We start from the raw sequence: 12,926 nt of genomic DNA, 5'->3' as shown, positions 1-12,926 counted from the left end.
ACGTCGTCGTGTCAGGATCGGGTAGCCTGATCTTCACCGGGCTCAGCATGTATCATAGCGCGGGCTCACCGTGCCTCTCTTCAGGTTCCCCATGTCCGATATACGTCAACGTCTCGCCAAGCTCAATCCGCGCCAGCAGGAGGCGGTGCGCTACATCGACGGCTCCTGTCTGGTGCTGGCGGGCGCCGGCTCCGGCAAGACCAGCGTGATCACTACCAAGATCGCGTATCTGGTACAGGAGTGCGGGATGAGCGCGCGCAAGATCGCCGCCGTCACCTTTACCAACAAGGCGGCGCGCGAGATGAAGGAGCGCGTCGGCCAGATGCTCCAGGGGCGCGAGGGGCACGGTCTGACGGTCTCGACCTTCCACAATCTGGGGCTCAACATCATCCGCCGCGAGCTGAAGGCGCTGGGCTTTCGCCCCGGTTTTTCGCTGTTCGACCCGGAAGATGCCAAGGCGCTGTTGCGGGATCTGATGCAGAAGGAAGCCGACACCGACGCCGAGCAGATCAATGCGGTGCAGAACCAGATCTCCCAGTGGAAGAACGATCTGGTGCTGCCGGGGCCGGCACTCTCCCACGCCGAGGACGAGGACCAGCAGTACGCCGCGCGTATCTACGAGGCGTACAACCGCCACCTCAAGGCCTATAACGCGGTCGATTTCGACGACCTGATCATGCTGCCGGTGGTGCTGTTGAAGACCGATCCGGACGCTTTGGCCCGCTGGCGCAAGCGGATCCACTACATGCTGGTGGACGAGTATCAGGACACCAACGTCAGCCAGTACGAGCTGGTGAAGATGCTGATGGCCGAGCGCGCCACCTTTACCGTGGTCGGCGACGATGACCAGTCGATCTATGCCTGGCGCGGGGCACGGCCGGAAAACCTGGTGACCCTCGGTGAGGACTTCCCGCGGCTGAACGTGATCAAGCTCGAGCAGAACTACCGCTCCACCGGCACCATCCTGCGCGCCGCCAACACGCTGATCGCGAACAACCCCCACGTCTACGAGAAGACGCTGTGGTCGGACATGGGGCAGGGTGATCCGATCCGCGTGATCGTCAATCGCCACGAGGAGGCCGAGGCGGAGCGCGTCGCCGGTGAGATCCTCACCCGTCGGATCAAGGAACGTGCCGAGTGGCGCGACTTCGCCGTGCTCTACCGCGGTAACTTTCAGGCACGGCTGCTGGAACTCAAGCTCCAGCACCATCAGATTCCCTACAAACTCTCCGGCGGCACTTCGTTCTTCTCGCGCAACGAGATCAAGGACGCGATGGCCTATCTGCGGCTGTTGATCAACCCGGACGACGACAACGCCTTCCTGCGGATCGTCAACGTGCCGCGCCGAGAGATCGGCCCCGGCACGCTGGAAAAACTGGCGAACTACGCCAGCGAGCGCCGCTCGGGCAACAGTCAGGGCTCGATGTTCGCCGCCTGTGGCGAGATCGGACTGGAGCAGGTGCTGCCGAGCCGCGCCGTCGAACGTCTCGGACGATTCGCCCACTTTATCGACGGCGTTCGCAAGCGCATGGATCAGGGCGACGCCATTGCGGCGATCCGCGAGATGCTGCGCGACATGGATTACGAGGCCTGGCTCTATCAGAATGCCAGTGCCCCGACCATTGCCGAGCGGCGCATGGCCAACGTCTGGACGCTGATCGACCAGCTCGAGAAATCGATGCATCGCAATGACGAGGACGGCGAGGCCTCCGAGGAGACCGACGACGTGCAGTCGGCGATCTCGCGGCTGGTGTTGCGGGACATTCTCGAGCAGCAGGCCGAGGAGGATGACTCCGACCGCGTTCAGCTACTCACCATGCATGCCTCCAAGGGCCTCGAGTTTCCTCACGTCTATCTCATGGGCCTGGAGGAGGAGCTGCTGCCGCACCGCAACGCCATCGAATCCGGCACCATCGAGGAGGAGCGACGCCTGGCCTACGTCGGCATCACCCGCGCCCGGCGCACGTTGACACTGACGCTGGCGCGTCAGCGCAAGACCTACGGCGAACTGCTCGACTGCACGCCGAGCCGTTTCCTCGACGAGCTCCCCGCGGACGATCTCGAGTGGGAGGGTCGCGCCGACAAGGAGAACCCCGAGAAGAAACAGGAGCGCGGCCAGAGCGCGATTGCCGGACTTCGTTCGCTGCTGGGGTAGCGAGCGTCACGATATCGGCGCGGCTCGCCGTGCTGCGAAGCCGCCGACCGCTTCAAGGAGAGCACGATGAGTACCACCGAGCTATGGCAGCAGGCGCGCGACGAGGCGATGACGATCTCGCGTCAGGAGCCCTCGCTGACGCCGCTGATGCTGGGGGCGGTGCTGAACCGCGCAACGCTCGGCGCCGGCCTTGCATACCGTCTGGGCCACCGTCTGTCGCACCTGGATCTCGCCGCCAATCAGTTGAGCGCGCTGTTCGATGACCTGCTGGTCGAGCATCCCTCGCTCGAGCGCGACATCGCCCATGATCTGACCGCAGTGCTCGAGCGCGACCCGGCGATCCGTCAGGTCACCGAGGTCGTGCTCTACCTCAAGGGGTTTCATGCGCTGGCGGTGCATCGCTTTGCCCATGCACTGTGGCAGCGCGGACGGCGGCAGATGGCGCGCTATCTGCAGAGCCGCAGCTCCGAAGTCTTCCAGACCGATATCCACCCGGCGGCGCGGATCGGGCATGGCGTCTTTATCGACCACGCCACCGGCGTAGTGATCGGCGAGACGAGCGTAATCGACGACGACGTCTCCCTGCTGCAAGGCGTTACGCTCGGCGGTACCGGCAAGGAAACGGGCGACCGTCACCCCAAGATCCGGCGCGGCGTGTTGATCGGTGCCGGTGCCACGGTGCTGGGCAATATCGAGATTGGCGAGGGCGCGCGCGTCGGCGCCGGCTCGGTGGTGCTCAAGCCGGTGCCCGCGCACACGACCGCCGTTGGCGTGCCGGCGCGGATCATTGGCGATGCCGGCTGCGCTGCTCCCTCGCGAGACATGCAGCACTGCTACGACAAGCGCGATCAGGCTCCCGCTCCCTCGCCGTCCGACGCGTCAGCCGAAGCGCAAAGCCACACGCTCTGCTGCGGGCCTGCATCCGACAACGCCTAGGCCTAGGCCGAGCGCGACCCGGGCCGGGTGCGCATGTCTGGACAGCCAATAGCCGAGCGAGTAGGATGGCCGCGCCGCTTGCGGGCCATCCTCGGTCACCGACGCAAACCGGCACGACACACGTCGTACGCGCCCATAGCTCAGCTGGATAGAGTACTGCCCTCCGAAGGCAGGGGTCGAAGGTTCGAATCCTTCTGGGCGCGCCACTAAGCTAGTGAATTAGCTCGTTTTTTCCCTTCTCTGCCTCTGCTGCCTTTTGCGTCACGAAATTGGCGTGACTATTTCGTGCGGGTGTCAGGCTGTTGACCGCCTCGATGAGCATGTCCGGATGCAGGTGCGCATAGCGCTGAGTCTGCTCTACAGACGCGTGACCGAGCATGTCTCGAACCCGCATCAGATCCGTTCCCGACATCACCATCCAGCTCGCCAGAGTGTGCCGCTGATCGTGCTGGCGGAAGTTCTCGATGCCGGCCGATTTCAGCGCCGAGGCGAAGCTCTTCTTCATGTCTCGCACCTGGCCGCCTTTGCCGTTACAGAACACCCATGGTGAGCTCGGGCAATGCCGATTGCGCCAGCGCAGGCGGCTTTCGAGCGCGGCGGCAGCGACTTCATGCAGCGGTACCGACCGGCGCTTACCGCTTTTCGTCGTGCCCGTCTCAAGGATCAGTATCCGGCGTTCGAGGTTGACGCGATCCCAGGTTAGGCCGGTGACCTCGCTCTTACGCATGCCGGTGTAGAGACAAACGCGGACGTAGTCGGCTAGCCAGGGCGCCTTCTCGCGCTCTTCCGCCGCCTCGATCAGCCTCTCGGCCTCATCTTGCCCCAACCATCGGACAACGCCCTCGGGCTCCTTGAGCTTGCGTCCCTCGCACGGGTTGCCGATCTTCCATCCCAGCTCGAGCCGACAGTGGTTGCACGCTGCGGAGAACACGCCGACCTCGCGATTGATAGTCGCTGGCTTCACGTCGATCGAGCGCTGTCGGATGTATTCCTTGACGTCCATATCAGTGATCTCGGCCATTTTCCGACCGCTGAAAAATGGGTATAGCCGTTTCAGCGAGTACACCCGCCTATCCTCTCTCCCCCGAGTTTGGTGGCCTTTCATGTAGGCGAGCACCACCTCGTCGAACGTGATCGTCTCTTCCGGCGCCGGCTCTTTCTTGCCCCACATGCGTTGCTGGTGGGCCTCCATTTTCCACTTGGCCAGCAGCGCTTCGGCTTCCTGCTGATTCACCGGGTCTTTGCGAACCCCAGTAGATTTCCTAACTCGCTCGCCGCGTCCGTCGACGAACGACGCCCACCAGAACGGCGAGTCTTTCCTCGTGTAGATACCTTCTTTCGCTTTCCGCGGCATACGTCGATCTCCCCATCTGACGCACGTGGCCCCGCGACCGGGGCAGTATGGCTCGACTGGAACCGCGAGGCATAGACCTCGAGGTCTCGGATATGAATCAGCACCCGATGGCCACGATTCTGGCTCGTTGCGATGTCGCCCTTTCGCACCAGCCGGCGGATGTGTTCCTCGGAACAGGGGATGATCGCCGCGTCGGCGATCTCCGCTGGGGTCCAAAGCAGCTTTTCCACGTCAACCTCCTCTGAGGCGCTTCCGTAGCGCCATGTCGTCGCGCTGCTGCTGTTCGAGCTGTCTGGCTCTTTCGGCGGCAAGCGCGTCTCGGACCCCAGGGGTATGCAGTAGCCGTTGATAGTGCTGGCGGGCGCCATCGAGCTGCTCGGCGAGCCGATCGCGCTGGCGGCGCATCATCGCGAGCAGATCCTCTCGCGGTAGTGGCTCGCCGTCCTCGCCGACCAGTCCGGTGCCGTCACACATTGCGCACGGGCCGCTCGAGAACATGCCGCGAAACTCGCCGGAGCCGTCGCACTGTGAGCAGTTGATGGTCTCCGGCTCCTGCCAGTGGAGGGCGCGAGACTTAGCCATCAGCGGCTTCGATGGCTGGTGATTTCTCTCTCACCCATATCTGCACTGCCCCGTCTTCGGTGTCGTGCAGTGACAGTAGAATCCAGCCATCACCGGCGGGTGGATTCGGCTCCCAAAGCTCGAGGTCGGGGTCCATTTCATCGAAATAGGAGATGTAGGCGGGGTGGTCCTCGGGCTCGCTCTCAAGTTCGACGATTGAGAACTCGAGCCCGTGCTTATCAAGCCACTCGTTCACCTCGTCACGGTGTACGTATTCGCGCTGATCGCAGAAAGCGGCCCACTCAGAGTGGGTCCACATGCCGTCACTGTTCCGCTGAAGTTCTTCTCGCTGAATCATGGAGCTCTCCTTACGCCGCGGCGATCTCGGCCGGCGCGGGCATGAATTGGCGTTCGTGTTGGAAGTTGGCTTCGACCAGGGCGCGGGCGAGCGGCGGGCAGACGCTGTTGCCGATCAGTCGCACCTGGGTGTGTTTGGGCACCGGGCGCCCATTGACGTCGCCGAACCGATAGCCGTCGGGGAATCCCTGGGCGGCGGCGAGTTCGTGCGGCTGGAGCATGCGCATACCGATGTCGGTGATGACGTACAGCTCGCTGTCTATCGTGACGGTCACCAGTTGGAAGCGGTCTTTCGTCGTGATCGTCGGCGCCGGGGCGTTGAGATCGCGCCCGGTCTCGCCCGAGCCGCTGCCGTAGTAGGGCGCGAGGAATGCCGCCACGACCGCTGCGTGGGTGCCGCCGGCGTAGATGGTCGGCATTGGTTCGCAAATATTGCGCCCGCCACGTTCGCGGCCTTTGAGGTTGACCAGGCTGACGGCCACCAAGGCGTTGTGATCGGTGGCAGTAATCGTCGGCATAGGATTGGTCAGGCTGTCGCCAACGACGCCGGTGAAGTGCTTGGCGAGGAATGCTGAGACCATGGTGGATCTGTCAGCATTGTTTTCAGCGCCCCCCCGGCGGGGCGATAAAAGGGGATTCCGAATCGATCACGTAGCGCATGACGCCTTTGGCAATGCGCTTCATCGTGTTCTCTACCAATTCCCGCTTGCGTCCGAATATCGATGGGCAAGGTAGTGACCAGTCGATGCACTCGGCGGCGGTGCGGTAAGCCTGCAGCGTCCCGCGCTGAACCGCTGGCGACTTCGGGTCGCCGTGGGTCGGCTTCGGCCAGGTGATTGGTAGACCGTCGCGACGAGCGATCAGAAACAGGCGCTTGCGGATCGTCGGTGTGCCGTAGTCGCACGCTCGCAAGATGCGCCAGTCGACGGCATAGCCGTGCCGCTTGAGCGCGCGGACGAATCCTCGGAACGTCTGCCCTTTGCGAGCCGGGTCTGGCACCAGTTGGCCTTTGGCGTTCTTGACCAGCGGCCCCCAGTCGAGGAATTCCTCGACGTTCTCCAGTTTGATGACCCGGGGCTTTACCAGCGCCGCCCAGCGCGCGGAGACCCAAGCGAGTCCGCGAACCGATTTCGACACCGGGCGACCGCCCTTGGCCTTGGAGTGGTGCCGGCAGTCCGGCGAGAACCAGGCCAGCCCCACCGGCTGGCCGTTGGTCGCCTCGTCGGGGTTCACGTCCCACACGTCGGCGACGGCGTGCTCGGTTCCGGGATGGTTGGCGGTATGCGTGGCGATCGCCGCTGCGTCGTGATTGATCGCGAGATCGACCGGGCGCCCCAGCGCCTGCTCGATGCCCTCCGAGGCGCCGCCGCCGCCGGCGAAGTTGTCGACCACCAGCTCGTGGCCGAATCCTAGATTGAGATTGGTCATGCAGGCCTCGCGTAGTCTCTGAGCAGGCGGGTGGAGAGTCGGCCAGCGCTCGAGCGTCGCCATTCCGGCGTGTCGGCGCGGTTCTGATCGTTGCCCGCCCGCCGGGGCTTTTTGCCTCGGCGGCTTTCATAGCCGGGGCGGATGGGCGTGATCAGTTGATCCCCTCGATAGCCGAGGTGGGATTAGCGGTAGCGCAGCGTGTCTTTGCGGATGCCGGTCTCGGCGGCGAGTGCGGCGAACGTGACGGGCTCGCCGGTGATGGGGTGGTCGATGATGAGAGGCTTTGTCATGCATTCACCTCATACGATCCGGCCGCTGGCGGAGTAGATCAGGCGGTCGATCAACTCCATGGCGCGTTCGTCTTTGCCTAGAATGCGCGCTTCGTAGACTGCCTCTAGCAGCTGATCGAAGCTCTTGCCTTCGATGGGATCCCAGCTTGTTTCGAGCAGCGTGGACTGCGATTCCCCTGGCTCACTGACCTTCTGATTCCGTCGTTTCAGCTCGCGCACGAGGTCGTCGGTTTCAAAATCATCGAGTTCTACTTCTGCTTCGACGGTTACGTATGGCATGGCACGTGCCCCCAGTTTTCTCCGGCAGTGACGCGATCAATAGTGCGTTGATGCACCCCGTACCGCGCCGCGATCTTTGCGTTTGTCATATCGCGCAGCTCTCGTTTCAGCTCCTCACGGCGCTCGATGAGGGCGTTTATCTCCGCGACTTTTTCCTCGTTGAGCTTCGCCCATGGCAGTTGCGAACCACGGCGCACTCGCAGGCGATTCAGTGGATCGTCTCGCATAGCTCCCCCTATGGATCGTTCGTCGCCGGGCTGGCGGACCCGGCGGCTTTCGTTACGGTGTCGGCGTGCTCGGATCCGCCTCGCCGCCGAGCCAGTCGATGAGCTGGTCGGTGAATTTGCCGAGGGCGTCGCTCATCAGGGCGAAGTCGGTTTCGAGCCTCACCGCTGGGTCGTCGCCGTCCTCGCTCTGGCTGGCTTCGTCGAGCAGGGCGTCGTCGAACTGCAGCGACTTGAGCGCGAGATCGTCGTGAAGCACGGCGCGCAGCAGCCCTTCGCTGCCGAGGCTCATCTTGCTGGCCTGGCGGCCGTTATCGAGCAGGCTCTGGATCTCGTCGCTATCGAGGTCGACCGAGCGTGCGCCGACGATGCCGTCGTCTTCGGCGGCGCGTAGCTCGACGCGATCACCCAGCAGCAGGCTGGCGGGTCGGCTACCGGCGTCGGTGAGCCACGCCGTCATGCCACGGGCGGGCGGTGTCTTGGTGGCCAGCGGCGTGACCTTGAGCGACCCGAGCGTCTGGCGGAGCAGGTCGAGCACCTCCTCGGCGCGCTTGCGGCTGGCGGCGTTGATGCCGATCAGCCGGCGGCGGGTGTCCCACCACACCTCGATGCGCTGCGTGCGGGTGAATGCCTGCGGCAGCAGTTCCTCTATCACCTGTTCCTTGAGCAGCTGGCGCTCGCGGCGATTGAGCGGCTGGCCTTCGTGCAGCTCGCGGGCCTCCCGGCGCTCGTTGACCTCTTCGTTCACCACGGCGGCGGGGAGCAGTCGCTCCTGGCGGAGCATCGCGAACAGTCGATGGCCCTGGATCTCGTGGGCGTAGCGCTCGCCTTGACGGCCGGCGGGTGGCGTCCAGCCAACGCGGCGCATCTCTCGATCACTGACGGGGCGGAAAGCGCAAGCGGCTAGGGCAGCTTCGAGATCGCCGAGCGCGATCGCTTCGACGTCGTGGTAGCGGTACTGGTGAAGGTGTTTGAACCACATGGTTAGGCCTCCTTGGCGTGCGTCAGGGTGTTGGGGGCGTGCTGCGCGATCTCATGACCCAGCGCGACGCCGTCACCGAACGCCTCACCATTGCCGTAGGCCTCGGCTGATCGGATCTCGCCTTTGGGTTTCCAGACGTTGACCTTCCAGTCCGCGAGGAAGGCGTCGATGTCCGCCTGCGCGGCGTCGTACATGGGGGCCAGTACTGGCAACTTGTCGCCGTCCTCGTCCTCCAGCGCGCCTTTGCGGCCTGCCTCGATAAGCTCGTTGACACGGACGCGGATACGGAAAGACGCGCCCTCGCAAAAGCTGGTGATCCACGACATGGGGTGAACGTGTCGCGGGCGAAGCGATTTGCTGCTGCGTTTCGCTTCTGCGTAGACCGACCGGACGACTGACTGGATGACACGCATCGCCGTCTCGCGATGGAGCTCTCTCCCGATCAGCGAAAAGCGCTTACCGGCGCCTTGCCCCTCATGCCGAAAACGGGGCTGCCCGTGGGTAAGCCCCTTACAGAAGTAGAGCCGGGCAATCGCGAACATGACCTCCTGGCACCATTCCCCGCGGACCAGCAGCGTTCCTTTATCACTCGTGGTGATCCCTTCACCGTCGTCGAGCTCGGACTCGTCCATGCCGTGCTTGGCGAGCAGGGCGTGAAGACGTCGGGCAGCGATCATTGCTTCGTTTTCGCTGGTGGCGTCGTCCGCCATCGCTTTCAGGCGGCGTAGGCGCTCTTTGGTCTTGGCGTCCATATGGACCTCCAGGCGTTGGGCAACACAGCGGCCAGCGCCCGGTGAGACGCTCGCCGCTGTGCTGGCGGGTGAACTGGTAAGGATTTCTTACGGGTTGGCGTAAAAAGCGCCCGGCACGGGGCCGGGCGAATACGCAGGTGATGCAACCGCATCGGAGAGCGGTCTGGAATGAGTGGCGGGCTTCGATATTCCAGCGGGCCTAGTGTTCATTACCTTGGCATTCGCACGAACGGCCTCGATCACTTGAGCCACTTTCTCTTTGAAATTCCCTACAGCGTTTCGCGTCCTGTCGCGCCAAACCGCTCTCCGATGGCCAACGGATAACGCACCGCTGGCACTGCGTGGGGTCCGAGTTGTTAAAGAGCTACTGCATCCCGAAGCGCCCGCGTCCGCAGACGCTTTCGGATACAGGCCGCCGGGCTGGCGGCTGCGATCAGTTGCTGGCGTAGGCGGTGCCGTCGACGGGCGAGAGAACGAGACTGCATTCGTCGTCGGCGATGCCGTCGTAGTCGGGATGGCCGTACCGGTGAGCCGGGGCAACACCTCGCGCGGCCTCGGCGTTCCACTGGGCGACGTTCTGGCAGTACTGGTCCCGCTGCATCAGCTCGATCTCTTGAGCGCTCGGGCCAGGCAGCTTGGCGGCGACTACCGTGAGCGTTGCGGCGGCGGCAACGAGGCCGGCAAACCAGGTAGCGGGGTGGGCGATCAGGCGCATACGTCGTCCTCCGTTGTTGGCATCTGCTGTTGGCGGCGGGTTTGGGTAATCATCCGGACGCGATTCGCGATATAGGCCCGGGCGTGGCCGGCGTCTCGAAACGATCGGTCGATAACGACGATGAGGCGGTCGACGCTCGGCACGTACAGGGCGGGGCGATAACCGCCACCCGGCTCGCCGTGTTCGCGCTGGCGGGCGATATATCGGGTGCAGGTGTCGGGCTGCCCGCTGGCGTCGACGACGTGCATGTCGTAGTGCGCGCCGAGCTGGTGCCACGGAGTGACGAATGTCTTGGTGTCGGGGGTCATGCCGCGAGCCCTCCGAGGTCCATCTCGTCCTGGCGTCGCGACAGTTTGGTGATGCTCACGGTCTGGCGACCGCCACCCGAGCGGGTGCGCTGCATTTGGACGTCCGGAGAGATGGCGCTGACGGTGAGAGCCAGCAGTAGCGGGGCGATCCACGTCAGGCGCATGGCCTTGGCGACGGCGTCAGTCGCGCGCTGGGCGTGCAGCCAGAAATAGACCGACTCGGCGGTGCTCTTGATCGTGGCGGGCGAGACGCCGCGAGCTCGGGCGATCTCTTTCTGGGTCATCCCGGCGGCGATGCCGGCTATCACGAATGCCTGCTTAACGGTGGGGAGGTTGTCGGCGCGCTTGCCGACTCGGCAGCGGTAGCCGAATGCCTCGATTGTTTGGTGGTCCTGCGTGACCTGGTTCATTTCGTTACCCACGATGTCTCGTTGTCGTGGGATAAAGTAAAGCAACGCTTTCCTTTCTAGTCAAGCATGGCTTTATATTTTTCTTTGGGCCAAGAAAAACCCGCCTCGGTGGGCGGGTTAGACGCTTTGCCAAAGCTAAAGTAAATCGGAGATGTATAGCTTGCTAACCATTCCATCCTTCATCATTGCTTTTGCCATGACTTGCACAGGCTTACCTGAGCCGAGAGCCCGAAGGTATGGGTTGTTATCCAGCATCATGGACGGATCGTTGATGTCTGATGGAATCCGGCGGGGTGTTCCGTCTTCCTCTTGGTCCTCAGCGTCTCCATCAACAAAGTGAACCTTGCATGTCCGAGAGACGCGATCAAAGGCCGTCAGAACTACCCAATACTCCTGAAGAGGGGTGATCTCGACATCTTCATCCGACTCAATGGAATCTTTAGTTGACTGGTCGATGGTGTGGTGGATACGTCCGTTTTCGTAGATGTCGATGGAGCGGCATGTTTTGCCTACAGGAGATACGGCTTTTTTAACCGATGGGCGCAGAGAGTCCGCAAGGCGATCAACCGTATCCATAACTCGGTCGGTCTGATCCTTGCTGTATTGCATTTGGCGCTCAAAAAGCTCCCGTAGATGCTTCATCTCTTCCTTCGAGTTTCGAGAACGTCCCAATACTACCGCCACAACGCCCGTCAATACAGCGCCGGCAAAGCCTGAAAAGACCTGGCCGGTTGCCATGAAGTCCACTGCGCCTTGCAAGCTAAAGCATTTTGCTTCAGTTGCCTGAGCGTAGGTTTTTACGTTAAGTGCTTGGCTTTGCTTGGCATATCGCCCTGTTGAGACGAAATGCCCCACCATGGCGTAGATCCTACTGAACCCGTCGAGTGATTCAGCCAACGACGACATCTCGATGCGGTGACTGACTGCATCTCCGCCCTCGTACCGAACCTCAAAAGGGTAGTCTTCAAACTCTTCAGCCAGTGCATCTCGTTGCAACACAGCCTCCCACGGTTCCGCTTATAAGTTGTTGTTTCCTTCAGTGAAGAAGAACGCTGTACCAAAAAACCTTCCCGATGATGCGCACCGCCTCCGGCCAGTCCTCGCCAAGATCCTCATCCGGATGCTCGACCTTGTCGGGGTTCGCGCTACGAATGCGAAGCCCGCCGCCGGGCAGGCGATAGAGAAACTTCACACGAAGCAGGCCATCGTGGTCGATCGCGTACATCTTGCCGTCCTTGACCTGCTTATCGGCTGTGTCGACGCCTACCGTAGCCCCGTCCGGCAAGATGGGCTCCATGCTCTCGCCGTCCACGAATGCGCATGCTGCTGAATCCTTCCCCACGCCCGCACTCCTGAGCGTGCTGCGCTTGAAGCGCAATGACGCCCCGTTGTTCTCGATGACCTGCGTTCGCCCGCCCCCGCCCGACAGAGACACCTCGCGGAAGAGAGGAATTTCCACCTCGTCTTCACCCACCGGCTTGGAGTGATCCCAGGGATCGGCGGCATCGGTGAAGGTCAGCTCGTTCTCGCTGGCGGGGTGGCCGTAGCTCGCCGACGGCTCTCTGACAGCATCAGGTAAAGCTTCTTTTTCCTGTTCGGCATAGAACCAGTCGAGCGTTTTGCCGCTCACCTGAGCCAGCACTGCAAGCCGCTGATTCGATATTTTCCCTGACCGCGACCATTGCCCAACCGCCTGCGCCGAAACGCCCGCGCGCTCGGCGATAGACGCCTGAGTGACGCCGCGAGACTTGGCGATTTTTAGCGCCTCTCTGATTCGTGCCTTGAAGGCCTCTGGATCCTGCACTCGGCTTCCCTCGTTAAGCATTGCTTTAATTCTCAAGGGGCTTTGCATGGCAGGTAAAGCAAGCTATGCTTTACTATCAAATAAAGCCATGCTTTAGGTGTACGAGATGATCAGTAAGGCGATCGCTTACTTCGGCGATTCTCGAGCGGCGCTTTGCTCCGCGATCGGGATGTCTCCGCAGTTCCTCTCGCAGGTCTGCACGGGGAAACGCCCACTCCCACCCCGCTACGCGGTTCTTATCGAAGACGTGACCCATGGGTCGGTCAAGGCCGCTGAGTTGCTGCCCGACGTCTTCACGCCTCGTTCTATTTCAAAGCATACCGCGACCGGCGACGACTCGGCTCCCGCATGACGGGGGTGGTAATCCATAC

General features: G+C 62.6%; 16 protein-coding genes and 1 tRNA gene. 4 read left to right on the top strand and 13 right to left on the bottom strand.

Annotated elements, in window-relative coordinates:
• Nucleotides 1-91 precede the first annotated feature (91 nt).
• The 3 genes from rep (at nucleotide 92) to DOM41_RS01725 (ending at nucleotide 3,297) form a co-directional block, all read left to right on the top strand.
• Entirely contained in the window at nucleotides 92-2,155 is a 2,064-nt protein-coding gene (gene rep / locus DOM41_RS01735; RefSeq protein WP_110685113.1) for a DNA helicase Rep, read from the top strand.
• Between the two features lie 66 nt (nucleotides 2,156-2,221).
• Entirely contained in the window at nucleotides 2,222-3,091 is an 870-nt protein-coding gene (gene cysE / locus DOM41_RS01730; protein ID WP_110685112.1) for a serine O-acetyltransferase, read from the top strand.
• Nucleotides 3,092-3,220: 129 nt separating this feature from the next.
• A tRNA-Arg gene (locus DOM41_RS01725) sits at nucleotides 3,221-3,297 on the top strand.
• A gap of 5 nt (nucleotides 3,298-3,302) precedes the next feature.
• On the opposite strand, the gene DOM41_RS01720 is transcribed toward DOM41_RS01725, so the two are convergent.
• The 13 genes from DOM41_RS01720 to DOM41_RS01665 all read right to left on the bottom strand — a co-directional run bounded on the left by DOM41_RS01720 (nucleotide 3,303) and on the right by DOM41_RS01665 (nucleotide 12,555).
• A complete protein-coding gene (locus tag DOM41_RS01720) occupies nucleotides 3,303-4,445 on the bottom strand; it encodes a tyrosine-type recombinase/integrase (RefSeq protein WP_110685111.1) in 1,143 nt (380 codons plus the stop codon).
• 231 nt (nucleotides 4,446-4,676) lie between these two features.
• Nucleotides 4,677-5,027, bottom strand: coding sequence for a hypothetical protein (locus tag DOM41_RS01715; protein WP_110685110.1), 351 nt, complete (start codon nucleotides 5,025-5,027; stop codon nucleotides 4,677-4,679).
• A complete protein-coding gene (locus DOM41_RS01710) occupies nucleotides 5,020-5,364 on the bottom strand; it encodes a hypothetical protein (protein WP_110685109.1) in 345 nt (114 codons plus the stop codon). Before DOM41_RS01710 ends, DOM41_RS01715 begins: the two co-directional genes overlap by 8 nt.
• A gap of 10 nt (nucleotides 5,365-5,374) precedes the next feature.
• On the bottom strand, nucleotides 5,375-5,881 hold the full coding sequence (locus DOM41_RS17715; protein ID WP_245391695.1) for a DNA cytosine methyltransferase: 507 nt from the start codon (nucleotides 5,879-5,881) through the stop codon (nucleotides 5,375-5,377).
• An 85-nt stretch (nucleotides 5,882-5,966) separates the two neighbouring features.
• Nucleotides 5,967-6,791: a DNA cytosine methyltransferase gene (locus tag DOM41_RS17710; RefSeq protein ID WP_245391694.1), complete on the bottom strand. Its 825-nt coding sequence runs from the start codon at nucleotides 6,789-6,791 to the stop codon at nucleotides 5,967-5,969.
• 299 nt (nucleotides 6,792-7,090) lie between these two features.
• Nucleotides 7,091-7,360: a hypothetical protein gene (locus tag DOM41_RS01700; protein WP_110685108.1), complete on the bottom strand. Its 270-nt coding sequence runs from the start codon at nucleotides 7,358-7,360 to the stop codon at nucleotides 7,091-7,093.
• Nucleotides 7,361-7,639: 279 nt separating this feature from the next.
• Complete coding sequence (locus DOM41_RS01695; protein ID WP_110685107.1) at nucleotides 7,640-8,566, bottom strand: recombination-associated protein RdgC; 927 nt, start codon at nucleotides 8,564-8,566, stop codon at nucleotides 7,640-7,642.
• A 2-nt stretch (nucleotides 8,567-8,568) separates the two neighbouring features.
• Nucleotides 8,569-9,318 carry a DUF2786 domain-containing protein gene (locus DOM41_RS01690; RefSeq protein WP_110685106.1) on the bottom strand — a complete coding sequence of 250 codons (750 nt, stop codon included), beginning with the start codon at nucleotides 9,316-9,318 and terminating at the stop codon, nucleotides 8,569-8,571.
• Nucleotides 9,319-9,751: 433 nt separating this feature from the next.
• Nucleotides 9,752-10,033 carry a hypothetical protein gene (locus tag DOM41_RS01685; RefSeq protein WP_110685105.1) on the bottom strand — a complete coding sequence of 94 codons (282 nt, stop codon included), beginning with the start codon at nucleotides 10,031-10,033 and terminating at the stop codon, nucleotides 9,752-9,754.
• On the bottom strand, nucleotides 10,024-10,341 hold the full coding sequence (locus tag DOM41_RS01680) for a hypothetical protein (protein WP_110685104.1): 318 nt from the start codon (nucleotides 10,339-10,341) through the stop codon (nucleotides 10,024-10,026). Before DOM41_RS01680 ends, DOM41_RS01685 begins: the two co-directional genes overlap by 10 nt.
• On the bottom strand, nucleotides 10,338-10,763 hold the full coding sequence (locus tag DOM41_RS01675) for a helix-turn-helix domain-containing protein (RefSeq protein WP_157956813.1): 426 nt from the start codon (nucleotides 10,761-10,763) through the stop codon (nucleotides 10,338-10,340). Before DOM41_RS01675 ends, DOM41_RS01680 begins: the two co-directional genes overlap by 4 nt.
• Before the next feature lie 123 nt (nucleotides 10,764-10,886).
• Complete coding sequence (locus DOM41_RS01670) at nucleotides 10,887-11,747, bottom strand: DUF7946 domain-containing protein (protein ID WP_157956812.1); 861 nt, start codon at nucleotides 11,745-11,747, stop codon at nucleotides 10,887-10,889.
• 40 nt (nucleotides 11,748-11,787) lie between these two features.
• The gene (locus DOM41_RS01665) at nucleotides 11,788-12,555 is read right to left on the bottom strand and encodes an XRE family transcriptional regulator (RefSeq protein WP_223160904.1); all 768 of its coding nucleotides are present in this window, start codon (nucleotides 12,553-12,555) and stop codon (nucleotides 11,788-11,790) included.
• A 106-nt stretch (nucleotides 12,556-12,661) separates the two neighbouring features.
• On the opposite strand from DOM41_RS01665, the gene DOM41_RS17930 reads away from it, so the two are divergent.
• Nucleotides 12,662-12,907 (top strand): transcriptional regulator, encoded by a 246-nt coding sequence (locus tag DOM41_RS17930; protein ID WP_110685100.1) that lies wholly within the window; start codon nucleotides 12,662-12,664, stop codon nucleotides 12,905-12,907.
• Nucleotides 12,908-12,926: the final 19 nt, after the last annotated feature.

The sequence above is a fragment of the Salinicola aestuarinus genome, assembly GCF_003206645.1.
Classification (GTDB): domain Bacteria; phylum Pseudomonadota; class Gammaproteobacteria; order Pseudomonadales; family Halomonadaceae; genus Salinicola; species Salinicola aestuarinus.
Note: the sequence above shows the minus strand (reverse complement) of the source record. Positions and strands in the feature narration are given on the sequence as shown.

Coding starts and splice junctions, on each gene's coding strand:
- rep (WP_110685113.1), top strand. CDS start 92: ATGTCCGATATACGTCAACGTCTCGCCAAGCTCAATCCGCGCCAGCAG.
- cysE (WP_110685112.1), top strand. CDS start 2,222: ATGAGTACCACCGAGCTATGGCAGCAGGCGCGCGACGAGGCGATGACG.
- DOM41_RS01720 (WP_110685111.1), bottom strand. CDS start 4,445: ATGCCGCGGAAAGCGAAAGAAGGTATCTACACGAGGAAAGACTCGCCG.
- DOM41_RS01715 (WP_110685110.1), bottom strand. CDS start 5,027: ATGGCTAAGTCTCGCGCCCTCCACTGGCAGGAGCCGGAGACCATCAAC.
- DOM41_RS01710 (WP_110685109.1), bottom strand. CDS start 5,364: ATGATTCAGCGAGAAGAACTTCAGCGGAACAGTGACGGCATGTGGACC.
- DOM41_RS17715 (WP_245391695.1), bottom strand. CDS start 5,881: ATGCCGACGATTACTGCCACCGATCACAACGCCTTGGTGGCCGTCAGC.
- DOM41_RS17710 (WP_245391694.1), bottom strand. CDS start 6,791: ATGACCAATCTCAATCTAGGATTCGGCCACGAGCTGGTGGTCGACAAC.
- DOM41_RS01700 (WP_110685108.1), bottom strand. CDS start 7,360: ATGCCATACGTAACCGTCGAAGCAGAAGTAGAACTCGATGATTTTGAA.
- DOM41_RS01695 (WP_110685107.1), bottom strand. CDS start 8,566: ATGTGGTTCAAACACCTTCACCAGTACCGCTACCACGACGTCGAAGCG.
- DOM41_RS01690 (WP_110685106.1), bottom strand. CDS start 9,318: ATGGACGCCAAGACCAAAGAGCGCCTACGCCGCCTGAAAGCGATGGCG.
- DOM41_RS01685 (WP_110685105.1), bottom strand. CDS start 10,033: ATGCGCCTGATCGCCCACCCCGCTACCTGGTTTGCCGGCCTCGTTGCC.
- DOM41_RS01680 (WP_110685104.1), bottom strand. CDS start 10,341: ATGACCCCCGACACCAAGACATTCGTCACTCCGTGGCACCAGCTCGGC.
- DOM41_RS17930 (WP_110685100.1), top strand. CDS start 12,662: ATGATCAGTAAGGCGATCGCTTACTTCGGCGATTCTCGAGCGGCGCTT.